This window comes from Blautia sp. TF10-30 (assembly GCF_003481245.1).
Classification (GTDB): Bacteria; Bacillota; Clostridia; order Lachnospirales; family Lachnospiraceae; genus Fusicatenibacter; species Fusicatenibacter saccharivorans.
Map to the genome: position 1 here is coordinate 1 of NZ_QUKM01000019.1, position 26,191 is coordinate 26,191.

The 26,191-nt window shown below is 47.6% G+C and carries 17 protein-coding genes; 2 read left to right on the top strand and 15 right to left on the bottom strand.

Translation table 11 applies throughout. From position 1 onward, the window contains the following. Positions 1-291: 291 nt before the first annotated feature. The 10 genes from DXD02_RS13805 to DXD02_RS13855 all read right to left on the bottom strand — a co-directional run bounded on the left by DXD02_RS13805 (position 292) and on the right by DXD02_RS13855 (position 15,849). Positions 292-1,311 (bottom strand): virulence RhuM family protein, encoded by a 1,020-nt coding sequence (locus DXD02_RS13805; protein ID WP_055265578.1) that lies wholly within the window; start codon positions 1,309-1,311, stop codon positions 292-294. Positions 1,312-1,364: 53 nt separating this feature from the next. Next, positions 1,365-4,790, bottom strand: a complete 3,426-nt coding sequence (locus DXD02_RS13810; protein ID WP_117802491.1) for an AAA domain-containing protein — start codon at positions 4,788-4,790, stop codon at positions 1,365-1,367. 316 nt (positions 4,791-5,106) lie between these two features. Next, a complete protein-coding gene (gene rlmD, locus DXD02_RS13820; protein WP_118666999.1) occupies positions 5,107-6,519 on the bottom strand; it encodes a 23S rRNA (uracil(1939)-C(5))-methyltransferase RlmD in 1,413 nt (470 codons plus the stop codon). A gap of 19 nt (positions 6,520-6,538) precedes the next feature. Further along, positions 6,539-7,369, bottom strand: a complete 831-nt coding sequence (locus tag DXD02_RS13825; protein ID WP_117509937.1) for a deoxyribonuclease IV — start codon at positions 7,367-7,369, stop codon at positions 6,539-6,541. A gap of 60 nt (positions 7,370-7,429) precedes the next feature. Then, on the bottom strand, positions 7,430-8,962 hold the full coding sequence (locus tag DXD02_RS13830; protein WP_118667000.1) for an ATP-binding protein: 1,533 nt from the start codon (positions 8,960-8,962) through the stop codon (positions 7,430-7,432). Positions 8,963-8,988: 26 nt separating this feature from the next. Beyond that, positions 8,989-10,053, bottom strand: coding sequence for a metallophosphoesterase family protein (locus tag DXD02_RS13835; RefSeq protein WP_118640938.1), 1,065 nt, complete (start codon positions 10,051-10,053; stop codon positions 8,989-8,991). A 129-nt stretch (positions 10,054-10,182) separates the two neighbouring features. Further along, positions 10,183-11,574, bottom strand: a complete 1,392-nt coding sequence (asnS, locus tag DXD02_RS13840) for an asparagine--tRNA ligase (protein WP_118667001.1) — start codon at positions 11,572-11,574, stop codon at positions 10,183-10,185. A gap of 76 nt (positions 11,575-11,650) precedes the next feature. Next, positions 11,651-14,119, bottom strand: coding sequence for a hypothetical protein (locus DXD02_RS13845; RefSeq protein ID WP_118667002.1), 2,469 nt, complete (start codon positions 14,117-14,119; stop codon positions 11,651-11,653). Continuing rightward, complete coding sequence (locus DXD02_RS13850; RefSeq protein WP_022461540.1) at positions 14,119-15,276, bottom strand: class I SAM-dependent methyltransferase; 1,158 nt, start codon at positions 15,274-15,276, stop codon at positions 14,119-14,121. Before DXD02_RS13850 ends, DXD02_RS13845 begins: the two co-directional genes overlap by 1 nt. 147 nt (positions 15,277-15,423) lie before the next feature. After that, positions 15,424-15,849, bottom strand: a complete 426-nt coding sequence (locus tag DXD02_RS13855) for a hypothetical protein (protein WP_082424871.1) — start codon at positions 15,847-15,849, stop codon at positions 15,424-15,426. 163 nt (positions 15,850-16,012) lie between these two features. Between DXD02_RS13855 and DXD02_RS13860 the strand changes: the two genes are divergently transcribed. Next, positions 16,013-17,104 (top strand): TM7S3/TM198-like domain-containing protein, encoded by a 1,092-nt coding sequence (locus DXD02_RS13860; protein WP_158580158.1) that lies wholly within the window; start codon positions 16,013-16,015, stop codon positions 17,102-17,104. 77 nt (positions 17,105-17,181) lie between these two features. Here DXD02_RS13860 and DXD02_RS13865 read toward each other — a convergent pair whose 3' ends face one another. The 5 genes from DXD02_RS13865 to DXD02_RS13890 all read right to left on the bottom strand — a co-directional run bounded on the left by DXD02_RS13865 (position 17,182) and on the right by DXD02_RS13890 (position 24,930). Then, positions 17,182-18,402, bottom strand: coding sequence for an ABC transporter substrate-binding protein (locus tag DXD02_RS13865; protein WP_158565876.1), 1,221 nt, complete (start codon positions 18,400-18,402; stop codon positions 17,182-17,184). Between the two features lie 159 nt (positions 18,403-18,561). Further along, positions 18,562-19,227, bottom strand: coding sequence for an RluA family pseudouridine synthase (locus DXD02_RS13870; RefSeq protein ID WP_118667004.1), 666 nt, complete (start codon positions 19,225-19,227; stop codon positions 18,562-18,564). Between the two features lie 894 nt (positions 19,228-20,121). Further along, on the bottom strand, positions 20,122-22,410 hold the full coding sequence (locus tag DXD02_RS13880) for a hydratase (protein ID WP_195997431.1): 2,289 nt from the start codon (positions 22,408-22,410) through the stop codon (positions 20,122-20,124). Positions 22,411-22,529: 119 nt separating this feature from the next. Further along, positions 22,530-23,621, bottom strand: coding sequence for a PucR family transcriptional regulator (locus DXD02_RS13885; protein WP_055219318.1), 1,092 nt, complete (start codon positions 23,619-23,621; stop codon positions 22,530-22,532). Between the two features lie 196 nt (positions 23,622-23,817). Then, on the bottom strand, positions 23,818-24,930 hold the full coding sequence (locus DXD02_RS13890) for an ABC transporter ATP-binding protein (RefSeq protein WP_055219170.1): 1,113 nt from the start codon (positions 24,928-24,930) through the stop codon (positions 23,818-23,820). A gap of 349 nt (positions 24,931-25,279) precedes the next feature. Between DXD02_RS13890 and DXD02_RS13895 the strand changes: the two genes are divergently transcribed. Next, complete coding sequence (locus tag DXD02_RS13895; protein ID WP_070100805.1) at positions 25,280-26,095, top strand: YesL family protein; 816 nt, start codon at positions 25,280-25,282, stop codon at positions 26,093-26,095. Positions 26,096-26,191: the final 96 nt, after the last annotated feature.

A 26,191-nucleotide genomic window follows, 5' to 3' on the forward strand; every position in this document is an offset into this window, starting at 1 on the left:
TCATAGAAGAACCTTCCAAACATTATTTTACAGAAAAAGTTTCATACTCTCGCAATTTTCCGGCCATCCACTTTTTCTCCAATCAGACCAAAAAGTAGATATGTTTCCATATAATAAAACCGAGCTTTCCGCAAGGCTTCTCTGATGATACCAACCTTACAAAAAGCTCGGAAATACGCTACTTTTCAGTACTTGATTTTATTTTCTTGACAGCAAACAGACCGTCTCGACATACTCATCATTGTCCAAACTCGTATTTTTACCAACTTCTAAAAATCTCTTTTATGAAAATTAATTCTTACTGTTTTTCTTTACTGTACTGTGAATATTTTTAATGCTTTCCAAATATTCTTCTTCAACCGGCGATAAGTTCTGCACCTGATATTTCCGATATTCTTCTGTTGCTTTTTCAATTGCCTGTGCATGACTAATCGTTCCGGCTCCTTGCAACACTTTTTCACCTGTAGTTTTCAAAACATTATCAAGGTGTTCCACATAATCTTCCATATGCATGGGATTGTGACGCATAGCTTGAATCTCCGCAAAATCAAAATATCCCGATACAATATTATTTAGGATCTTTAACTCTTCATCATTGAGATAATTTTTGGCAATACTGATATCTTTCAATACAGGAAAATCACCAGAAAAACTTTTTAATCCCATAAAAGGCTGACTGGCGTCCGCACGCTCGTATATAACTTCTGCTGCTGTATGTCCATGTGCTGCATAGTGTAATTTATTTTGTACCATTTTAAAAAATGCAATGGATTCACTACTCTTGGGATCATAATCAACACTTGTTGCATAAAGGTCAAGTACCTGTCGGTACATCACTTTTTCAGATGAGCGAATATCCCGAATACGGTCTAATAACTCTTTCCAATAATTACCCCCACCCAGATTTTTTAGCCGTTCATCATCCATTGTAAAGCCTTTTATCATGTACTCTTTTAATCGTTCAGCAGCCCACCGACGGAAATTTGTAGCAATCTTGGATTTCACTCTATATCCAAGAGAAATAATCATATCAAGATTATAATGAATTGTATTATAGTTTTTTCCATCAGCTGCAGTTGTTCGGAATTTCCGAACAACTGACTCTTCATCCAATTCTTCCTCTTCAAAAATATGCTTGATATGCTCGCTGATATTAGATTTACTTGTCTGATACAACTCACATAATTGTGCCTGTGTAAGCCAAACGGTCTCGTCTTCAAATTTAACGTCAATTTTTGTATATCCATCTTCCGTTTGATATATGATGATTTCACTCCCAATAATATTAGGATTGTCTCTTTGATCCTCCATCTTTTACCCCTCCCTTTACCGTTCCATTAAATTCCCGATAACCTCTCTCTTAATTAAACATCTATCTTCACCTCTGTAGCAAATAGTTTCTTATTCCCTTCTCCTGGAATAAAAGATATTTTTTTACCCTTTTGAATCACTTCTATTGCACTCTCTGTCTTAGAATAAATACTTTCGGTAATGGAATATTCTTTTCCATCAGCACCAACTACATAGGCATAAAAACTTTCTGTTCCCTTTCCAACATATTTGACCGTTCCTGTAATGCGTCTAAAATCCGCATCAATAATGAGTGTCCGTGTCTCGTCAACCTGCATGCGCAACTCATTCTTGTGTGCATGATCATCCACAAGATACTGATTTTTATATTCTCTGATAATCCGATCCGTATCTGTTGCAACATCACACCCAAGCCCAAGATACAATTTCCTATCACTAATAATATAAAACTCCTCTTTGGCCCTCGTCGCCGCAACATTCATTATGTTCGCTTCGGTTACTGCCCAGCGTGCCGCTCCGCTGCTCTGCCTGTCGGCACCGAGTACAAAAAATACGATTGGAGCCTCTTTCCCCTGAAACGTATGGACAGTTCCGACATTTGTCGGTTTTCCCTGTTCATCATATCGGGTAAAGTGAATTTTCCGTAATTTCTGAGAAAGCTGATATGCCACATTGGAAAACGGTGTAATTACATAAACCACATCTTTTTCTTTTTTATCTAAGATTTTCGGATTTTTATCTATCATCTCCTTGAGCTTATGCAAAAGGAATTCTCCCTGTTCCTCGACATATTTATTGTTCGCCATTCCACCAACATCAAACCAGTCTGCTTTTCCGTACTTTTCCATTCCCTGCACCATAAATCCGTCATAGGAAATCATGTTCGAAATTGTAAACATCGGATACCGACATCTTCTATGCACCCATAGCGGAATTCCAACCCATGAATCCTCCGCCTTGTCCTGTTTTCGATAAAACCCGTACTGACTTGCCGCATCTGCTAAAATCTGTGCGGATGCAGATGCAGATAAATATTTTTCTGTCACTCCAAAATGCTCCCCCAACATATATAGGGTATTAGAATCCAACGTAAGAACCGGTTTAATCTGCAACGGATCACCGACCACCATTACATGCCTGCTGCGATAGATTGCACCGACAGCCGCCTGTGGCAGCGCCTGTCCTGCTTCATCGATAAAAAGATGCCCCAGTGTCTCAGCTCCAAGATTTTTGCACATACGCGAAAAACTGGCAAACGTAGAACTAATCACCGGAATTGTCATATTAATCCAGTTCCATGCCGCCTCAATCACATGCTTTCGATCCAAATACTTCTCCTGCTGATCCCAGACGATAATGGCCGCCTTTACATTTTTTCTGTTCTCATAAAGAAATTGTTTTCGAACACGTAATGCCATAACAAACAATTTTGACTGTGCGACACGATACGCTTCGTCAAACCACGGGTTTGATATCTGTAAATCTTCATACTCCTGATTCATATTCAGCGGTTCTGTCTTACTGTCGTTTTTTATATTTTCATATTCGCGGACTCTTTTCTCCAAATTTGAAATTTTACCTGTTTCCACCGTCTTCCAACTGTTAAACTCCTGCTTAAGCTTCTCCTGTTTTTCATTACTTTTACTCAGCCTTGTTTGCCGCAAATGAATATTTTCATTAATTTTTTTCTCCTGTTCCCTGCATTCTATATCTTCATCATTTAATTTTACTAACTGATCCGTAATCTCATTTAATCTGCTCCTATATTCCTCTTTCTTTTTCTTTCCCGCAAAGAAGCAAGGACGTTGCTCCTTGTGTACTTGAAGGCACTGGTTCATACTGTCCATATTTTTTCGGACAGCTTCTGCCCTGTTTTGTACCTCTTTCAAACTGAGATGTAACTGTTCCAACTGCTGCCCGCATTCCTGTTTATTTTCTGCAAGCTTCTTAAGTTCTACGCACAATTCATGCTCTTTCTTCTCTAATTTTTCTTGATAGCTGCCACGAACCTGTTCCATCTTTTGAGTATATTCCTGATACATCCGAACGCTATCTGCAAATTCCTGCCTTTTTGTTCGAATCGCTTTTACTTCCTCATAATGACTCAGAAATTGTTTATATATACCTTGATTCGGCAGATAATCTTCTTCCAAATATTTGTGGATATGCTTCATATTCGTGAGGATATTGCTCATATTATTCGCTTTTCCACCTTCAAGTGAAAATACTCCCCAAAACTTTTCTTCTCCCGGAACAGATTCTTTTACCAGTTCCTCTCTTTTCTTCCCGTTCTCATCTTCCAACCACTCTACCGACACCTTCGCATTCGATATCTCACAAAAATAGTCCGCTTCTTTCAGTTCATCGATTAGAAAATTGTCAATCTCCTTACTCAACGGAAGTTCGTTCACAATGTTTTGAACCGCACCATTATTCGAACTTGCAACCACGATATTATTTTCGATAATATGTTCCGGGATCTCTCCAATCGATGCATGATTAAAATAAATTGTTTTCTCTGTTCCTTTGATAAAATGGTCCGAAAGTTTCGCAATACTATACGCCTGCTGTACCACTAACTGCGCAAATATGTCCTTCAAAAGCGTCGTTTTTCCGGTTCCAGGCGGACCGTTGACACTTCTCATCTGATTGTTGTCAAAGCCGATGGATAAGTTTACCGCAACTTGCTGCATCAGAGAAAGCGCATATGTCGTATTGCTTGGAAACCTTCCCAGGGGATAATTCTTCGGCTGCAGAATTTGTTCAAACAGATGCGGATGAAAATTCACTGAATCTTTTTTGCTGTCAAGGTTCATGCGTTCCTTTTTATTTCCATACAAATAAGCATTCAAATTAACCGTTTCGATTTTTTTTGCTTTTTCCAGATCATCGATGAAAAAAGAATGCAGATTCGTCGCTTCAGTCTCGATATTTCCCAGAATCTTCATCCGGCAATTTATTATATCAACCTCATGTTGCAGGAGTTCCTTTTGCATCGCAGCATTAAACTTCGCCGAATCCCCTGCTGTCTCATCAAAATCCTGAGCAAGCTGATTTTTAAAATCTTTCTCAAATTCCCGAAACTCTTTCTCATAGGGAACTTTTTTGAATTTCCGTATGTAAGCACTTTCTGTAAAGAATGTCATATCCTCCAGAAAATTAAGATTCTTATCGAAATACAGCGCGAAACTGAACTTGTCTCCGAAACGAATATCCTCATCCGTCGATTCCAAGCCATACTCTGCATGAAGTATGTCCACAACTTCCTGAAATTTAAAAATATCAAAATAGACAACGACTCCTCCTTTTTGCCGTCGATTCCATTTCTTTTTCTCAATTTTATGCAGAAACAGAGAATAGAAATCCTGTTCCTGCAAATCATTCAGAGTGAGAATAGCCTTATCATTCAAACCGATGTCTCCCTCCGATAAATGTTCCACCATTATCCATGATTCTAAAATCTTATTTTTTTCTATCATTTATGAACAAAACTCCTTCGTATCTGTTTGAACTCTCTATCTATCTTCCGATACGTATTCACGTTTCTTCAAATGTAAAATTATGTCCCACTAACCAAAACTAACAAAGGGACTTAAAGAACCAAGTCAAAGAAAAAGGATTCTTCTATTTCTACGATATCGTCATATCATCCGAAAATGTTCCAGTGCCTCCCTTATAGCCGCTTCTTTCCCTGGCGGACACTTCGGCTGTCTAGAGTTTTCCAATTTTGACAGGTTATAATTTACCCTCTCAATAATGCCGCATTTCTGCTTCACCTGTGCGATATACAAGTTGCTAACTTTCAATCCGCTTTGCTTCAGAAACATAATCCTTGACTTCCTCATAGATCGCTTTACTCTCCGCCGCCATCAAATCAAGCTCATCCATCTCTAATTCCACATTGATATGCTTCAACTTATTTGATTTAAGTTTGGAAAGCAACACGATACTTTCCACATGCTCCGACCACGCGAACATATCATACCCCCATGCCTCTTCTGCCTTATATCCGTGTTTTGTCAGATACCGCAGGTCTCTCGCCAATGTCTCCGGATTGCAGGAGACGTAGACCACTTTTTTCGGTGAAAGGGTTACGACAGAGGACAGAAAGGCTTCATCACTGCCGGCTCTTGGCGGGTCCATGAAGACGATGTCGGCTTTTTCGCCTTTTTCGGCCATGGAGACCATGAAGGCGCCGGCGTCGTTCTGGTAGAAGGAGACGTTTTTGATTTGGTTTCGTTTGGCGTTTGTTACGGCATCGCGGACGGCGTCCGGGTTCAGTTCGACGCTGATGACTTCTCTGGCATCGCGGGATGCGATGAGGCCGATGGTTCCGATTCCGCAGTAGGCGTCCAGGACGCGTTCGTTTCCGGTGAGGCCGGCCAGGGAGATGGCTTTTTCGTACAGTTTTTTCGTCTGAACCGGGTTGACCTGGTAGAAGGACTGCGGGGAGATGCGGAAGGTGCAGCCGCAGAGTTCATCCTCGATGTAGCCGCGTCCGAAGAGGACAATGTCGCGTTTTCCGAGTACCATGCTGTCGGTGCGGTCGTTGACGTTCAGTACGATCGTGGTGATCTCCGGGTGGAGTTTGCGCAGGGCCTTTACGAAGTTGTTTTTTGACGGGAAGACTGGTGATACGCAGACGAGGACGACCATGATCTCGCCGGAAGCAAAGCCGGTGCGCACCATGACGTGGCGCAGGAGGCCGTAGCCGCTGTCCTCGTTGTAGATCATGATTTTGAAGCTCTTCAGCAGACTGCGGATATCGCGGATGATGGCATCGGCACGCTGATCCTCGAGCAGGCACTCATCGACCGGAACCACTTTGTGTGTGCCCTTTTCATAAATGCCGGATATGATCGTTCCGTCTTTTTTGCGTGCAAAGGCGGAATTGACTTTATTCCGGTAATGATAAGGATTTTCCATGCCAACCATGCCTTTGACCGGGACGATGCCCTTCAGAGTCTTCTTCAGGAACTGCTCTTTTTTCGCGAGCTGCTCTTCGTAGGAGAGGTTCAGATATGTGCATCCGCCGCATTTTTTCTGATAAGGACATTTCGACGATGATGAACTCTTTTTCTGCTTTCCTTTTTCCGGTGCCACGCTCTTTGTTTTCTCGATACGAACAGCTTTCTTTTTATTTTCCCTGTCGAAATACGTCTTTTTTCTTCCGTCAGATCTTTTATTCTTCTCTCTCGTGTTTTCCACTTTCTCTTACCTTCTTCCTCTATTTCGCAAACCCGCGCAGCAGCGCGATCTCTTTTGCATATCCGTCCAGCTCATTCGGTGTTTCCAGATAGAACGGCAGTCCCGCCAGCGCCGGATGTGTCACAATCCGCTCAAATGCCGCAAGTCCCAGCGATCCCTCGCCGATCTTCTCATGGCGGTCCTTATGGCTCTCAAACGGATTCTTGCTGTCGTTCAGATGAACCGCTTTCAGCTTCGAAAGTCCTACCACGCGGTCGAACCTCTCAAGCACATCATCGAGGTGATCCACAATATCGTATCCCGCATCGTACACATGGCACGTATCTAGGCAGACACCCATGTGGTCTTTTAATTCCACGCGCTCCAAAATCGCCGCCAACTCCTCAAACGAGCGGCCGACTTCGGTTCCTTTTCCTGCCATCGTCTCGAGCAGCACCGTGGTCGTCTGCTCCGGTTTTAAAATTTCATTCAGCATCTCCGAAATCAGACGGATTCCCTCTTCCGCCCCCTGTCCGGTATGGCTGCCCGGATGGAAATTGTAGCAGTTTCCCGGCGTATACTCCATCCGTTTCAGATCATCCGCCATCGTCATCCATGCAAACTCTCTCGTGTGCGCATCCTTCGAGCACGGATTCAGCGTGTACGGCGCATGTGCCAAAATGCGCTCGATTCCATGCTCCTTACTGTAAGAAAGAAACGCTGCGACATCCGCCTCGTCGATGGCTTTCGCCTTGCTTCCTCTCGGGTTTCTTGTAAAAAACTGAAAGGTATTCGCCCCGATGGACACCGCCTCTTTTCCCATGGCAAGATATCCTTTGGACGATGATAAATGACATCCTATTGTCAGCATAACTTCTATTCTCCTTTATTTCCAAACCACAACTCACCGATTCTCTGCGAGCCGCATTACTTAAAGCACAATTTTCCGGTACGGAATTCCCATCTCCGAGAGTGCTTCCTCCTCCCGCTTCTGACACGTAAAGAGCAGCACCTGCGTCCGGTTTTCCGCCAGCCATTTCAAAGTTTCTTTCAGCCGGTTTTCATCGTAAAACGCAAACGATTCATCGAGAATCACCGGCAGCTCCTCCTCGCCGCAGAGCACATCCATCGCCGCCATGCGGAGCGCAAAGTACGCCTGCTCGATCGTGCCGCGGCTGACCTGTTCAAGCGGCACATATTCGTCTGCGGTGTGAAGGCCGATCCGCAGATTCTCATCCATATTCACCTGCAGATAGCGGCCATTCGTCAGCGATGACAGCGTTTTTGACATCTGCTGTTTTAAGCGGTCGCCGATCCGGCTCTGCATCTGTACGGAGAGACTCTGGATCGTCTCCCCCGCCATGAAAAGCGCATCGAGTTCTTCCTGCAGATGATCTTTTTCCGTCATGGAAATGCAGAGCTCTTCGTATTCACTCTGCAAGTTCGACAACACCGTCTGTTTCTGCCCCAGCTCCTGCTTCAGGCGGTCCACATTCCACTGCTGGCGGCGGATCGCCTGCTCCTCCGGCTCCGTCACGACCTGCTCGACCTCCGTTTTCCGGTGACGGAACAGACTGTACGCCAGATACAAGAGCGCCGCAATCGCAAGCCCGAGTCCCGTTCTCGTCAGCAGCGAATCAATATGGAAGAACTGCAGAATGCATAAGAACAAGAGAAATCCAGCCAGCGCCACGCACGCGGCACCCCATTTGCGGCTCTTCCGAGATTCTTTTTTCATCTTCCGCACCCGTTCGATCGGCACATCCTTCTGATAAATATCCCGCTTCATCTGCTCTTTCGCCTGCTGCAGATTCTCCTCGCTCTGACGGCACTCCTCCGTAAAAACGGAAATTTTCGTCTCAAGTTCTTCCTTCCGTTTTTCCAGTCCCGCCAGCGTCTTTTTCTGTTCCTGCTCCAGGCGCTTTCTCTTCTGCTTCAGCAGATCCAGCGCCGCCGCCACATCGAGCTCTCCATCGCTGCTCCCCTGGTAATTTGCCATATAGTTCCGCAGCTCATCCGCAAGCCCTTCCTCGGTTCTTCCTTTTAACTGCCCGATCGAAGCCGTATTATCATACACAATCTCACTGACACCGCCGAGCAGCATGGAAAGATCGCCGTCCTCCACGGAGAGCACCTCGCCGTCCGTCAGGCACACCAGCTTTGCATTGGCGTTCTGCCGCCCGAAATTCCGTGTCAGACGGAACCGTTTGCCGCCGCTTTCAAGCACCATCTCTCCCGCATAGTATGCCGGATTTTCCCATGGCTCATAACGACTGTAGACATCATTTTTTGCCGCCCGCCCCCGGCCGCGTGTCATGCCGAACAGCATGCTGCGGATGAAGGTATGGACGGTCGATTTTCCGCTCTCATTTTCCCCGCTGATGAGCTGAATCCCATCGGAAAATTCCAGTGTGCGGTTCTGCATTTTTCCAAAATTGCGGATTTCCAGTTTTTCTATTTTCATCTTTTATACCTCCCGCAATCTTTTTTTCAGCCGTTCCTGCGTGCCGCCAGCAGCGCCTCGAGACCATAGTCGAGCGCCTTCTGTGACTGCGCATCCGTCTTTGTTTCAAATGCTTCAATATAGGCGCTGATCAGACTAGCGCCATACGTTTTCTTCAGCTGTTCCAGATCGTACGCCGGACGTGTTTCATCCTCCACGGAGATGACTCTGCCGCAGTCCAGCAGCCGTTTCGGAGAAAATTCCAGCTCGGCGGCACGGTGTCCCACAAGTTTCAGGCGGATGATTTTTCGGATCTTCCCATCCTCCCGCAGCGCCAGCTCCTGTTTCAGCTTCGTCTCCAGCGCATACTGTGTCAGATCCTCCGTCACGTTCAACACCAGATCTTCGTACTCATATCTGGCAAACGGCACAAACTGAATCCGCGTGCCGTGCTCGTCCACCGTTCCGCGGATGTAGCCGTGCGGCCCCAACTGCGTCTCATCCGTCGGTTCGAGTGCGCCTGCGTATGCCATTTTGTCGGGAATAAGAATCCCCGGCTTATGAATGTGCCCGCACGCAATATAATCAAACCCAGCCTGCGCCATGCGGCCCGGATTCCACGGCATGTGGCGGGCATCGCCGCCGTGCGCGAGCAGCAGATGATATTTCATTTTTCCCTCCGGCCGCACGCCGTCCAGCCGGTTTTCCAGAATCTCTTTTTTGTCGTAACTGCATCCGTACACCGCCGTCTTCTTCTCCGGGACTTCAACACACTCCGGCTCCGGCGACAGGAGCATTACCACGTTGTCTGCCCAGTCGAAACCGCGGTAAAAGCTCTCCCGCTTCACATAATCGTGGTTTCCGGCAATCAGCACGACGATCGTCTCCGGGATGGAAGCAAAGAGATCATTAACCTCTTTCAGTTCCCGCAGAAGCGGCTGGCACTGAAACAGATCTCCCGCGATCAGCAGAAAGTCCGTCTTTTCCCGACCGGCCAGGCGGATGATCCGCCGGAAGCTCTCCCAGATGGCCTCCCCGCGCTCCTCGCTCCAGGGAAATCCCGCATCCGGCTGCATGCCGAGATGCACATCCGCAATATGAATAAACCGCATAGGCGCATACCCCTTTCTGGATTCATTTTCTCTATTACTACAATACGGACGTCAGGTGCACCAAATCCACATTGGATTCCACTGCACCCGGCATCCGTATTTTTTAAGTTTCTATATCACTTTTCGTAATTACAGCTCGCAGTTGTTTACTGTTCTCGGGAACGGGATGACGTCGCGGATATTGCCCATTCCGGTCAGATACATGACGCATCTTTCAAATCCCAGTCCGAATCCTGCATGGTGGGTAGAACCATATTTTCTGAGGTCCAGATAGAATCCGTAATCTTCCTCAGCAAGTCCCAGCTCTTTCATACGGCCAAGCAGTTTCTCGTAGTCGTCCTCACGCTGGCTTCCGCCGATGATCTCTCCGATGCCAGGAACCAGACAGTCCATAGCGGCAACGGTCTTGTTGTCATCGTTCAGCTTCATGTAGAACGCTTTGATCTCCTTCGGATAATCGGTAACGAAAACCGGTCTCTTGAAGATCTGCTCGGTCAGATAACGCTCATGCTCGGTCTGCAGATCGCATCCCCAGTATACTTTGTAATCGAATTTGTCGTTGTTTTTCTCCAGAAGCTCGATAGCCTCGGTGTAGGTTACACGGCCGAACTCAGAATTTACGACATGGTTCAGACGCTCGATCAGTCCCTTGTCCACGAAACTGTTGAAGAACTGCATTTCTTCCGGTGCATGCTCCATAACGTAGCGGATGACATATTTCAGCATTGCCTCAGCAAGCTCCATATCGTCCTCCAGATCAGCGAAAGCGATTTCCGGCTCGATCATCCAGAACTCTGCTGCATGGCGGGTGGTGTTGGAATTCTCTGCACGGAAGGTCGGTCCGAAGGTGTAGATATTGCGGAATGCCTGTGCAAAGGTCTCGCCGTTTAACTGTCCGCTTACGGTAAGGCTTGTCTTCTTTCCGAAGAAGTCCTGTGTGAAATCAACAGCGCCGTCCTCTGTTTTCGGAATATTGTCAAGATCCATGGTGGTTACCTGGAACATCTCGCCGGCTCCCTCGCAGTCGCTTCCGGTGATCAGCGGGGTGTTGACATAAACGAAGTCTCTCTCCTGGAAGAACTGATGGATCGCATAGGCGCAGAGGGAACGAACACGGAATACTGCCTGGAAGGTGTTGGTTCTCGGACGCAGATGGGAAATGGTACGAAGGTATTCCATGGAGTGGCGTTTTTTCTGCAGCGGGTAATCCGGTGCGGAAACGCCCTCTACGGTAACTTCTGCCGCCTGAATCTCAAACGGCTGTTTTGCCCGCGGGGTAGCAACGAGGGTACCTTTTACGATGATGGCTGCGCCGACGTTCATTTTGGAAATCTCAGCGAAGTTTTCCATCTCATCGTGGTATACGATCTGCAGGGTTTCGAAATAGCTTCCGTCGTGCAGAACGATGAAACCAAAGGTTTTGGAATCACGTACGCTGCGCACCCAGCCGCCTACGGTTACTTCTTTGTCCAGGTATGCTTCCCGGTTTTTATAAATCTCTCGGATGGTTGTAAGTTTCATTGTCTTTTTTCTCCCTAAATATTCATAGTGCTTTCTTTATTCTAGCACTTTTTGCGTCATTAGAAAACCCCGCAAATCACTCGATCTTTACTTTTTTAATATAACTGATGAAGACATTGCCGTTCTGTGCGAACAATGCATCGCTGTCATCGTCAGAAAGTGCAGTTGTCTCGCCCGTTGCCGGGTTATACAGCCAGGAATTTCCAAAAATATCGTATCCGGTCAGAAGCAGACTCTCGTTCGCGCCGGTCTTTACAACAACGCCGTAGCCGCTGCTGATCATGTAGAGAATTTCTTCTCTTGTGCAGCCCGTCAGGTTCAGCAGTTCGTAATCATCACCGAGTGACTCCTTCAGCACGTTTTCGTCCAGAGATGCACTCTGGAATCCCGACGGCATCGTTGTCTCGTCGAGGCGCATGCCCTGCTGGCGGTTTCCGCGCTCCCACACATAGGACTGGCTGCTGTTCAGCACAACGCCGACATTCTCATCGGCAAGCTGTACGGCCTCGGCCGGGGAGCTTAAAATGGCGATCAGTTTTCCTTTTCCATATACATAGTAAAGATCTGCGCTGCCCGTGTCGTACGACATCGTAAGATCGGTCCGTAAGGTTGAATAGATATATTTCGGTGTCAGTGTCAGAAGCGACTGTGTTTTGCCGCTCGTCGAGAATTCCAGAAGGAACTGCTGCTCTCTTCTGTCGTCCACCGTTGCCAGGCGGCCCGTCACCAGTTCCTGGCTCTGCTGCTCGCCGTTCATGATGTGATCCTCCGGCGCATCCGCATAGCCGTTTTCCTGGCGTACCACGCGGTCCAGCTCCAGAAGGCCGTCCGAAATCGATACATCTGTCACATAATAGCCGTCCTGGTGATACTCTTTTTTCACGTTTCCGTCGATGCTGACAATCCGCACCGTATGCATAGCGAAAACTTCATTGCCGGAAATATCTTTTAAAATATCGCTGTCGTTTGCCATACCATAGACAAAGTCTTCATTAATAAAGCCAAGTGCCCGGATCTTCTGTCCGTCATCCGCCGCAAAGCGCTGCGTTTCCCCGCTCTCCAGATTCATCACGGTGATGTTCATCGCACTGCTTGCATTGTCCGCATCCATCCACGCGATGCTCTCCTGGCTTTCCGATACTACAAAGCAGTCCTCCGGGATACTTTCCCGGACCACCGTCGTCGTGCCGGTTTCAATATCTACCTTACACAGGTTCTCATTCAGATAGAGATACATCTCTCTCTGCTTGTTGACGTAGGAGAGGCGGTCGAGCTGTTTTTTCAGCATCTCGTAGGAAATATCCGCCGGAACGAAAATCTCCTCGGTTGCCACATTCCGCTCAGCGCGATAATAGTAAACGGCTGCTCCCACTTCACCCTCGTGGTTTCCGCGGTTCATATAGCCATAAACAACAAACGTCACATCGCCCGCATCATCCACACGTACAATGTTGACATCATGCTCTCCGTGCTGTTCCCGGTCATCCATGCTGCCGTTCTCACGGAAGCTGAAAACGCGGATCGTCTTGTTGGCGCTGCGGTTGTAGCACCAGAGATCACCGTTTACTACAAATGCGACAATATCACCTGCCGTATTCGTCACATACTCGGTATCCTCGCCGGTCACACCGAGGTTGATGCCGGATTTCGTCAGAACACCAAGCTCCGGATCAAAGATCTGCTGTGCGCTCCGCTCGAAGTCCAGCAGAATAATCTCTCCGCCGGACTCCCGCATCCGGTAGAACTCGCTTACGGTATAATACTCCGTCTGTCCGTTCTCATCCTGCGCACTGATCATGTACTCCTGTGTAATGCTGGTCGTCGTCTCATTCGCTTCTTTGATCTGCTGCACCGGCTGCTGTACGATCGTCGGTGCGAGGCTTCCCCAGGAAATCTGGTCGAGGCTGGAATGAATGTTGACATTGAGGAACGAAGAATTATCCCCCGTCTCATCCGGCTCAAGCTGCGGAACGAGCGCTTCTGCCTGCGTTTTATCCAGGCATGTCTGCGCAAACATCTGTGTGTAGGCCAGATAATCGCCGACCTCCACGCCGTTGCGCTGTACAATGCGGGTGTAATACCAGGCAGACTGGCCGTCCCCGTAGGCAACCTCGAGCTTCAGCGTATATTCCTGATTCATCAGAATCGCGGTCTCTAACTGGAAGTCTGCTTTCAGATAGCTTCCGTCCTCGTCAAACGATTTCAGCACCGAGTTTTCAATCAGCGCTCCGCCGTCTGTGCTTTCCACCGTATAGGTCACGTTTATAATTTTCTGTCCTTTCGCATCAATTTCAAGCGTAAGCGAACGGTCCATCGGCAGCGGTGTCAGGTTTTCTCTTGTCGTTACGCCGTTCATCTCCTGGCGGTATCCGTACATGCGGTTCACTGTCGTGTCCGCGGTCTTCATGTACAGCACCGGAAGACTCGCTGCGTCCAGATCGGTCGCATTCTCCGTCGTCTCGTGGCTCATCAGGTGTGTGAACACACCGACTGATGCGGCAAAAACAAGAAAAAGGATCAGAATCCTTGCTGCTCTTTTATTCATCACGGCTCCTCCTTTTCTGTGAGGAGGTCTGCCAGTGTCGGCTTCACATGGTACGCTTCCATGCACACTTTCAGTTCTTCCGGCAGTTTTTTCGAGCCTTCCTGGCGTTTTACCGCGCGGATCAGAAGGTTCTTCGGCGTGTGCTCCATGTCGATGAACTCAAGAATCTGTGTCTCATAGCCTGCATTCTCCAGAAGCTTTGCCCGGATTCCGTCGGTCAGAAGCGCCGCCATGCGCTCTTTTAAGATGCCGTAATCCATGATCGGATACAGTTCTTTGTTTGCAATCTGGCGGTTCAGCTCATGCTGGCAGCACGGAACGGAAAGAATAACTTTTGCATTCCATTTGACGGCCTTTTCCAGCGCATAGTCAGTCGCCGTGTCGCACGCGTGCAGCGTCACCACCATATCGACCTCGTCGCGGCCGGTATAAGAAGCGATGTCACCCTGATAGAAATGCAGCTTTTCATAGCCGTATTTCTCCGCCAGTCCGTTGCAGATTGCGATGACATCCTCTTTCAAGTCAAGTCCGATGATATTGACATCCAGTTTTTTCAGTTCGCGGAAGTAATAATACATCGCAAACGTCAGATACGATTTTCCGCAGCCGAAATCGAGAATCGTGATCTCGCGGTCCGATGGGAGCTGCGGCAGGATATCTTCGATGAACTCCAGAAAGCGGTTGATCTGGCGGAACTTGTCGTAGCGGGTCCGCACGATTTTGCCTTCTTTTGTCATAACACCGAGATCCTGTAAAAAAGGAACCGGGATTCCTTCTTCCAGAATATACCGTTTCTTCCGGTTGTGCGCCAGATTGACGGGTTTGCCGGTTCCTTTCATATGCGGTTTCTTTTTGATCGTCATCGTTCCCTTTTTGCTGACCAGAACGGATGCTGTGCAGGTGTCGGATTCGAGCTGCATCTGCTTGAAGGTTCCGTTCATCCAGTCGCTGATCCGGGTGATCACGTCGTCTTTTGTCATATTTTTATGAAACTCCTTCGTGCCGACAGTCTCCTGGCACTGAAAGAGCAGTTTTCCTTTTATTTCAACCGGGCGTATTCTCACTTTGGACACTTCACTGTCCCCTCTTGGGCCGCTGATCGTGATACGGTACAGCCCTTCCCGGATTTCATCCTGTAATAATTTCTGTAATTCCATTTATACTCTCCAAACTTCCTGAATCGTTTGTAAACATGTGTAATAAAGCCCCTTACAACCTCGCTAATATTGTAATCTGTTTTCCGCAAAACCACAACAGAAAAATTATTAAAAATGTGTTACCCTCTTATTACTTTATGGCGCGGTTTAAAGCCACAGATTGTAATAATGTTTCCTCCTGCTCCGCCTCCGGAACATTTCATTATAAAAAAGAACACCGATCAAATCGAGCAGTTCCTCTTCTGCCGTTTTCTCATCCTTCCCGCCGTTTTCCCTGCCGTACTGACGTGCGATATTCCGGCAGGTGTGCTCCATCATAAGCCGGTCCGGGAATTCGTCGTACATCATGCTGCCGCGGTAATCCATGCGGTCACACTCTGCCTCCACCAGCCGCTGCAGATCAGATGCCGTCCGGGAATAATACGACTGCATCCGCTGCCGTTCCCGCGCTTCCTGCTGCTCCTCCATACTTCTTCCCCATAAGGGCTGTGCCGCAAAAAACGGCTCCGGCCGCTCCATCGGATTTCCCTGATAGGAATTTCTTCTATTTTCATACACTCTATCCTGATTCATGCCTGTTTTATTTCCTTTTTGCTCTTCCTTATACCATATGCACACCGCCGCCATTCTGCCGTTTCCCAGATCTCAAACACAATTTCACTTGCCAAAACCGCCGTTCCGTACTAAAATACAACCTGTATCTATTTTTCCGATACATCATATAGGAGTGAATATCATGAATCTGAATATGCAAGCTTTCAACATCAACACGCTGCTTGGCGGTCTCGATAAAGTCCGGGACGTCATGGGTGTTTACCAGCAGCAGCTTCTTCTGATCGTGATTGTTTTTGCCCTGCTGAACTGTTTCTTCGGCTATACGCTCCGCAAGCTCTGGAGCGTCATTCCCGGATTTTTTCTCGGCGCGGCCGCCGGTTATGCAGCGGGTACCTACACGAATCAGACCACGACGATCACCCTGGCGCTTGCCGTCGGCATCGGTCTTCTGACCGCAATCATTGCCTTCGTCCTCTACCGGATCGGACTTTTTCTTCTGATCTGCGGGCTCGTCGGCTTTTGCCTCTGGCATCTCGTCAATCCAAACGATATCACAGGTTATGGACTCGTCGCCCTCGTCGCTTTCGTGATCGGCCTGATCTGCGTTCCGTTCGAACGCATTTCCGTAATCCTGGTCACCTCCATCTGCGGCGCCCTCACGACGATCCGCATGGCATATTTCTTCAAGGACCTCGATCTGAACATGATGTTCTGGATTGTCTCTGCCATTCTCGCCGCAGCAGGCATGCTCTTCCAGTTTAAACCGTGGAAAGAGGCGGACTACTGGGAGGATGACGACGAAGAAGAACGCGAACACCGTGCAAAAGCGCGCGCCAGACGGAAGCGCAGATCCGGTTTCGACCCTCTTCCATCCAGAAAGAAGAAAAAGAAACGCCGCGGCTCCTCTTCCTCTTCTTCCGGCAACGCAAGAGATCCGTACCGCAGCTATCAGAAACCGTCGAACCGTACCCGTGTTTCGCAGAACACCATGTACGATTTCCGTTTTGTTCCGGAAGAACCTGACGATGACGACGATGAGAAAGATCTTCCAAAAATCATCCGCCGCCGGCCATCCGCAAAACCGGCCGCTCCGGAGGAGTTTGACGAAGAAGAAACATCCCCAAAAGCTTCCATGGGCGACACGAAGCCGTATACCTCTCCTTCCAAACCGCAGATCACCGAGGACGGCATCCCGGATGTCGATCTCTCCGCGATCCGGCAGCAGATTTCCGAAGAGGTACAGAGAATTTACGAAGACGATCAGAACTCGTAATCCGCACTGCAGCGCAGAAAACCCGGCAGGCAAAGGAACATTCCCTTGTCTGCCGGGTTCATTTTTTATCCTGATTTTCAGTTATAAAGATACTTCTGATTTGTCTCCAGATCGATCGTGTCTTTGTCGAGCCACTGATATCCCGTATCGATCTTCTGATCTACCGGAAGTCCCTGAATCGCGCGGACGGCCGCCACGATTGCCGCATAGCCAAGACCGTACGGATTCTGCGTTACGGTACCGTACTCGCGTCCCTCCTGGATCGCTTTCTGCTGTTTTTCACCGGAATCAAAACCGACAATCTGAATCTGCTCAGTATTTTCCATATCTGCCAGCGCATCCAGCGTCTGGTCTGCCATGTCTTCGTTCGTACAGAAGATGCCCTTCAGAGCCGGGTAGGTTTCAAGTGTATTTTTCAGCATGTCCGCGATGGATTCTTCTCCATCTCCGTAATTCACCTGAACCACTTTCACATCGGTATATTTTTCTTCGATCTCTTTTTTAAATGCTTCCACGCGCTCTACGCTGCTCTCGGTGTTGTACTGATGTGCAACAATCGCAACCTCTCCGCTGTTGCCGATGGCCTCGCAGAGATGATCTGCCGCAAGCTTTGCTGCCGCTGCGTGATCAGTCGCACATGTCGAGGTGATCAGATCACTCTCGATACCGGAATCCGCGATGACGACCGGAATCTGGCTGTCGGAAGCCTCTTCCATCTGTGCCTGTCCCGACTGCTGGTCAATGATGCCAAGGATCAGCGCGTCCGGATTTTCCGAAATGACAGAGTCGATGATATTGATCTGAGAGTTGGTGTCACTTTCATTTTCCGGGCCTTCAAATGTCATATAAACTTTGTCGTTTCCGGTGTAGCCAAGCGAGGCGTTCAGATCGTCAAGTGCCTGCTGCGCACCGGCTTTTACGGCTTTCCAAAAACCGGCACTTAAGTCTTTTGCAACCACGGCGATGTAAGAGCCTTTTTCAACGGTAAGTCCATCCACGGTGTCGTACAATGCTTCCATGCCGTCTTTGTGCGGAACGGTGATTTCTATTCGTTTTTTGTCTGCTTCTTTTCCTTCATCTCCAGAGCTTTCAGAAGATGTGGATGCACTGGCTGACTCTGCTGTAGAATCTGCGCTGGACGATGAGGCCTCCGGGCTTTCTTCTGCCGCCGGAGTTTCTGTCACTTCCTGAGACGACGATGCTGCGGTGCTCTTGTCTGTCACTGCTTCTTTTCCGCATCCAGCTGCCGAGCACAGCAGGATTCCGGAAAGCAGTACTGCAATCATTCTGCGTTTCATAATTCTCCCTTTCTGCTTTGCCTGATGAATCATTTTCCATTACTTTTTACAGTTTTGTTACATAACCTTTCTCTATTATACACAAACCGTAAAAATAGTCCAGTCCTGTTTTCTTATGATTTTCTGAACTTTTTTGCAATTTCACATAGCTCTGAATAGTTACACAAAGCTGTGGAAGATTTCACCTTCTGGTTTTACGGTAAACGAAAGCCGTTTGCCTGTCCGCGGATGCTTCAGCTCGAGATGATGCGCGCACAGCGCCAGAGATCCTCTCTCTTTCGCCCCATATTTTGCATCCCCCGCCAGCGGATATCCCGCATGGGAAAACTGGACGCGGATCTGATGGTGGCGGCCCGTTCCGAGGTGGATCCGCACCAGGGTTCGGTTCTCCTGTGTCCTTATCACTTCATATTCCAGCACCGCTTTTTTCGCTCCGGCGGTGCCTGGCTGTACGACGCGGGATGTGTTGCTCCGTCCGTCTTTTACAAGGAAATCCTCAAACTTCTGCACGCCCTGTTTTTCGATTTTTCCCTCACAGACGGCGAGATACTCTTTCTTCATCGTCCCGTCCTTCACCTGCCGTCCCAGTTTTCCTGCGGCGTCTTTGTTTTTCGCAAACACCAGCACGCCCTCAACCGGCTGATCGAGCCGGTGAACGACCGCCAGATATGGAATCTGAGTCCGCGCCTGACCCGGTGTTTCCGCCCTTGCCTGCTTCGCCAAATAATTCAGCAGCGCATGCTCCAGATCCATCTGTCCCATCCGCGCATTCTGCACTGCCATACCCGCGTGCTTGTGAACAACAAGAATATCGTTATCTTCCATTAAAATATCTTCTCTGCAAAATCCAGCCACTTTCTTCTCCTGTTCTGACTTCTTATTTTCGATACACGGATTTCTCCGCTGTTATGCTTTAAGAAGTATGCACCATTTCCGCCGCATCTGTCAAGAAAAACATGCCCGGCGGACGAATTACACAACACAGAAAGCGATCGCCATACCAATCATTTTTTCTGATACAGCGACCGCTTTTTCTTTATTTTCCATATTCAGTTTTTTCTCTACTTTCAAGGATTTTCACTGGTTTTCTTTCTTTACCGATCTGTGATCTTTGTTTTCGCTTTCGTTTGATATTTCAAAGATCGTTTCTCTTCCATTTCCCTGTTGTAGATTTTCTTTTTTCGGGAAGATGTTCTTTTTCAGAGGCTTTTCCTTTGCGGTTAAAATTTCCACTCCGAAAATCTTTTCCTTAGGATTTCCTAAGATCTGCTCTGATCTCATGTTTATCAAAAGGTTTTCTTTCGAACTTCTTTTGTATGGATCTTTATCTCAGGTTTTCTTTCCTTTCGGAAGTCTCTCATCTTAAGAACATCTTCCTTTTCCCTTTTTTTCCATTCTTCTATAGAAGATTTCTCGTCTCTTTCTATGAAAATGGTTTGTTCTCTTGAAAAGGGGGTCCCAAGTCTTTCTCTTTGTACCTCTTGGTTAGGTTTTTGTTTTCTTGTTTCTTTGTGATTTTAATATAACAGATCCGCCAGTATTTGTCAACACATTTTTAAAATATTTTTACTGTTTTTTTATATCACTTTTCCTTTTCTTAATTATTGTGTTTATTTTCTGAATTTTATATTGTTTTCTGATATTTTATTTCAAATAAGTGCGCAGAAAAAGAGCTATGAAACAGACTTTTCTCCTGCCACACAGCTCTTTCTCAAATACTTATCCTCTATAATAGTTGATCAGGCATCCCTTGCGGATGATTTCTCTCTCATCATCGGTCAGCGCGCCTAACGTCATCTCGAACGGAACAAGTGCTCCGTCTTTTACAACGTACGCTTTGATCACATCGGCTTTCTCTTCCACTGCCTTGCGGATCTCCGGTACAAAGATGTAATCTCCGTTTGTAAACGGCAGATCTCTCTCCGGGATCAGGAATGGAAGCATGCCCCAGTTGATCAGGTTGGAGCGGTAGCGCTTCGTTGCATACTCGTTGGCGATGTTTGCCCAGCCGCCTAATACCTTCTGGCAGGAAGCTGCCTGCTCACGCGCAGAGCCGTCGCCCGGTTTTACAGCGAAGATGGTGGATCCGACACCGACGTTTGTCTTGTCGATATCCGGGTACTGGGTATGGATGGCTGCGAAGACCGGTTTCAGTTCCGGAAGTGCCTCTGCCGGGCAGTTTCCTTCCTGGATGGCTTTCTCTGCGACCTGTACTTCTTTTGCACGTCCCACGTAAGCCGGATCTTTTCTTGACAGGGTGAACTCTGCCAGTCCGAGCGGGTTGGAACGGAAGGAAGAAGTCTCGCCGGATGGAATCAGCTCGTCGGTTGTCGTAACCGGATCGTGGATCTCGGAAACAACCTTCAGAATCAGGTTCTCGGCAAGCTGCGGCATAGCCGGCCAGTCTTTGATGTTCGGTCCGAACTGGATTTCTACAGACGGATCTGCCACACCCTTGCTGTCGAAGACACGGTTCTCGTAAATCTTCTTGTCGAAGTGGTATGCCGGCTTCGTGTATGTTCCGGTGAACTCGTCTGCTGCGGTCAGGAATCCCTTGTTTGCTGCGGTTGCTGCAATGGAACGTGCATCCATCAGGGCAACGGAAGAAATCTGGCCGTTCTGGATCTTGGATCCCTCGCGGTTCGGGAAGTTTCTGGTGGAGTGACGGATTGAGAACGCATTGTTTGCCGGAGTATCGCCTGCGCCGAAGCACGGTCCGCAGAATGCGGTTTTTACGATCGCACCAGTTTCCAAAAGATCTGCCAGTTTTCCGTTTCTTGCCAGCTCCATATAGATCGGGGTACTTGCCGGGTAAACACTTAAGGTGAACGCATCGTCGCCAATGCTGTGGCCTTTCAGGATATCGGCTGCGTCGCAGATGTTCTCAAATCCGCCGCCGGCGCATCCTGCGATGATTCCCTGGTCTACCAGGAGTTTTCCGTCGTGTACTTTATTTTTCAGAGTGAACGGAACTTTTCCGTCGAGGCTGATGGCTGCCTTCTTCTCTACATCGTTCAGGATGTCATCGAGGTTTGCTTTCAGCTCTTCAATGGTATAAACATTGCTCGGATGGAACGGCATCGCGATCATCGGTTTGATCTTGTCGAGTTCTACTTTTACAACGCCGTCATAGTAAGCAACCGCGCCAGGATTCAGCTCTTTGTAATCTGCGCTTCTGCCGTGGATCTGATAGAACTCGCTGATCTTCTCATCGGTTCTCCAGATGGAGGACAGACACGTTGTCTCGGTTGTCATAACGTCCACACCGATCCGGTAATCTGCGCTTAAGGAAGATACGCCAGGTCCTACGAACTCCATAACTTTGTTCTTTACGTAACCATTTGCAAAGACTGCACCGATGATGGCAAGTGCAATATCCTGCGGTCCTACGCCCGGCTGCGGTGCGCCTGTCATGTAAATTGCGATCACTCCCGGCATAGCGATATCATATGTTTTGGAGAGAAGCTGTTTTACCAGCTCCGGTCCGCCCTCGCCCATGGCCATGGTTCCGAGTGCACCGTAACGGGTGTGGGAGTCGGATCCGAGGATCATTTTTCCGCCGCCGGCAAGCATCTCGCGGGCAAACTGATGAATTACTGCCTGATGAGGCGGTACATAGACGCCGCCGTACTTTTTCGCACAGGTAAGACCAAACATGTGGTCATCTTCGTTGATGGTTCCGCCGACTGCGCAAAGGGAGTTGTGGCAGTTGGTCAGCACGTACGGTACCGGGAATTTTTCCAGTCCTGACGCGCGCGCGGTCTGAATGATTCCAACAAAAGTAATGTCATGCGATGTAAGTTTGTCAAATTTGATCTGCAGATTTTCCATGTTGCCGGAAACATTGTGGTCTTTTAAGATTCCATAGGCAATGGTTTCTTTTGCAGCATCCGCCGGACACGGCACAGCGCCGGTACGCGCTTTGAGTTCCGCGCGGCCTTCTTCTGTATCCGGGATGATATCGATTCCGTTGACAAGGTATGCACCTGTGTTCAGTAATTCAATCATGTCGTTCCTCTCCTCTTGTTGTTGATAAAATGTCAGGGTCAAAAAGTCTTTTGACCCCTTCGATACCCGGATTGCTCCGTGCTTTGCACTCCCGCAATCCTGTACGGCTCTGAACGGTTTTACAGATTTTCGCTGTTGTTCATATACGTCATGTAGCTTACGACCATCATGGCAATTTTAAAGGTCAGCGCATCGTCAAATTTACGAATGTCGAGTCCTGTGCTCTTCTCGAGCTTCTCCAGACGGTACACCAGAGTATTTCTGTGTACATAGAGCTGACGGGATGTCTCGGACACATTCAGGTTATTTTCAAAAAATTTATTGATTGTGGTCAGTGTTTCCTCATCGAACGTATCCGGCAGATTTTCGCCGAAGACTTCGGTCATAAACATTTCGCACAGCGGAATCGGGAGCTGATAGATCAGACGGCCGATGCCGAGGTTGTTGTATGGTACCACGTTTTTGTCTGCGTAGAAAATTTTTCCTACCTCAAGCGCCATCTTCGCTTCTTTGTAGGAACGCGAAACACTCTTAATCTCGCTGACCGGATTTCCGTAAGAAACACGTACCTGGGACATTGCCTCTGCATTCAGCATATCAACCAGCATTCTTGCGGTCTGGTTCATATCCTCGAAGGTGTCGGTATCCTTCAGTTCTTTTACAATGATAATGCTCTTCTCATCGACTGCGGTGATGAAATCTCTCGGTCTTGAAGCAAAGAGGCTCTTTACTGTCTCCTGTGCGCTGATGTCTTTTTCCAGCTTCGTCTCTACCATGTAAACAACGCGGCGCACATCTGTGTCGATGCGAAGCTTTTTCGCGCGGTTGTAGACATCCACCAGAAGAAGATTGTCGAGAAGAAGGTTCTGGATAAAGTTGTTTTTGTCCAGACGCTCTTTGTATGCAATGATAAGATTCTGAATCTCACATACGGCAACCTTTCCGATCATATATGCATCGTCGCTGCTTCCTTTAGAAATCAGAATATACTCCACATTCTGGTTGTCATATACTTTAAAATAATGATATTCCTGTACAATCTGGCTGTCCGCAGCGGATAATACAAAAGAACGGATGCTTTCTGCATCAATCGCGGTTTCCGGGAATGTGGTCACCAGCAGAACACCATCCGTATTCGTCACACATAAATCAATTCTTGTAATATTTCTTAATTCATCAAGGGTTTTCTGTAATACCTGACTTGATACCAAATCTGCCACTTCCTTTCTCCTGGCGTATTTTACTCCAGGGTGCGTCTTATCTATAACTATAGCTTATTTTTTTCTCATTGGCAACTATTTTTTGCTTCGCAAAAGGAGGGCGGTGCATATGCAAAAAGGACCGGCATCCGAACGGATGCCGATCCTTTTCTCTATGTTTGCGCATACGCGCTGATGTTCATATGGATTAGTTGGTAATGGTGATCTCTGTCTCTTTGTCGAACAGATGAACTTTCTCCATATCCAGAGCAAATTTAACGGTATCGCCGCTTCTTGCAGTTGTACGAGGATCTACGCGGGCTGTCATTGGGAAGCCTTCGCAATCGAAGTACAGGTAAACTTCTGCACCTAACAGCTCGTATACGTTGATCTTGCACTCAACTACGCTGTCTTTGGAAGTTTCGATGAACATCTGAGAATCATGTACGTTCTCAGGACGGATACCCATAACAACGGTCTTTCCGTCATATCCGCCGTCGATAACAGCTTTTGCTTTGGAAGCCGGCAGTTTCATGTTGTATTTACCAACAGTAAGAGTAACGTCGTTTCCGTTAACTTTTACTTTTGCATCCAGGAAGTTCATCTGCGGAGATCCGATGAATCCTGCAACGAACAGGTTGCCCGGTGCGTTGTACAGGTTCTGCGGGGTATCTACCTGCTGAACAACTCCGTCTTTCATAACAACGATTCTGGTACCAAGTGTCATAGCCTCGGTCTGGTCATGTGTTACGTAGATGATGGTAGCGCCCAGTCTCTCATGCAGTTTGGAAATCTCGGTACGCATCTGTACACGAAGTTTTGCATCCAGGTTTGACAGAGGCTCGTCCATAAGGAATACTTTAGGATCACGTACGATTGCACGTCCCATAGCAACACGCTGTCTCTGACCACCGGAAAGAGCTTTCGGTTTACGGTCAAGCAGTTTCTCCAGGTCAAGGATTTTAGCTGCTTCTTTAACCTGTTTGTCGATCTGATCTTTCGGAACTTTTCTCAGTTTCAGACCGAATGCCATGTTATCATATACGGTCATGTGTGGATACAGAGCGTAGTTCTGGAATACCATTGCGATATCACGGTCTTTCGGCTCTACATCGTTTACTACTTTATCGTCAATTTTCAGAGTACCATCGGAGATCTCCTCAAGACCTGCGATCATACGAAGTGTTGTAGATTTACCACATCCAGATGGTCCTACGAAGATGATAAACTCTTTGTCAGCGATTTCCAGGTTGAAGTCTTTTACTGCTTCAAAACCGTTCGGATATCTTTTTGTAATGTGCTGTAAAGATAAACTTGCCATTTTTGAATCCTCCCTAAATGAACATCATGCGTTTTATTATGAGTTTTGCATTTGCATCTCTCTTGCTTATGGGATTAGTATACCTTTTCTACCCGCATTCGACCATGCCACAATTACACAAACTTTCCTCCGGCAGATTGGCAATTCTGCTTTCGGATTTTCTCGAACCGTTCTCTTCTGTCCACTTTGCACAAACAAAATGTTCACTCTTATACAAAATGACGAAACGAAAAGTTTATATTCTCTTCATTGCATTTTTCTGAAAAATTCGCTATACTTTTCTATGATGTCTGCCAGCCGGAACGTTAATCGGCGGCACACTTAATTCAACAGAAAAGAGGAACAAATTATGAGTTTTTTCAGCCTGGACAGTAAGTTCTCGCAGATTATGGGCCGTGTCTTCGACCTGATGATGCTGAACATTATTTTCCTTATTATGTGTATCCCGATTGTGACAATCGGCGCCAATTTCACAGCAATGTACTACGTCACGCTGAAGATGATCAAAAATGAGGAGACGTATATCTTCCGTACCTACTGGAAATCCTTCCGCGAAAACTTCAAGCAGGCAACTGCCATCTGGCTCATCCTGCTGGCGGTTCTGATTGTTCTGATTCTTGATCTTCTGCTGGTCATGAGAATGCCGGGTACCATCACCTACCTGCGTTTTGTTTTCCTGGTACTGATCTTTTTCGAGGCCATGGTACTTTCCTATGTATTTCCGGTACTGAGCCGCTTTGACAATACTGTAAAAAACACGATCAAGAACTCCATCCTGATGGCAATCCGCCACCTGCCGTGGACCATCATGATCCTGCTCGTCAATCTCTGTCCGCTGCTGATCTATGTATTCTCCACGACAAAGATTGTCAGCTATCTGATTCTTCTGATGTTCCTTCTGGGCTTTTCCACGGTAGCGCTTGGATGCTCCTGGTTCTTCGTAAACAAAATCTTCCCATTCTATATGCCGGAGGAAGAAAACGAGGTTCTGACACCGGAAGAAGAATCCTTACGGGCACTCGAAGCAATGGACAGACCAAGCCCGCTGACTGAACGTTCCGATGACGCTGCTCCGGCTGAAACTACCGATGCTGCAGAAACTGCTTCGGAAGAGGAATCTGCAAGCCCGGCTGAACAGACAGAAACAGACGAAACAAACGAATAAATAAACTGCATTTCATAAACAACTCCCCGCCGGGAACCGCATCTGCTGCGTGTTTCCCGGCGGGGGGGTGTCGTTTTCTATTCTCTTTTATTTTTC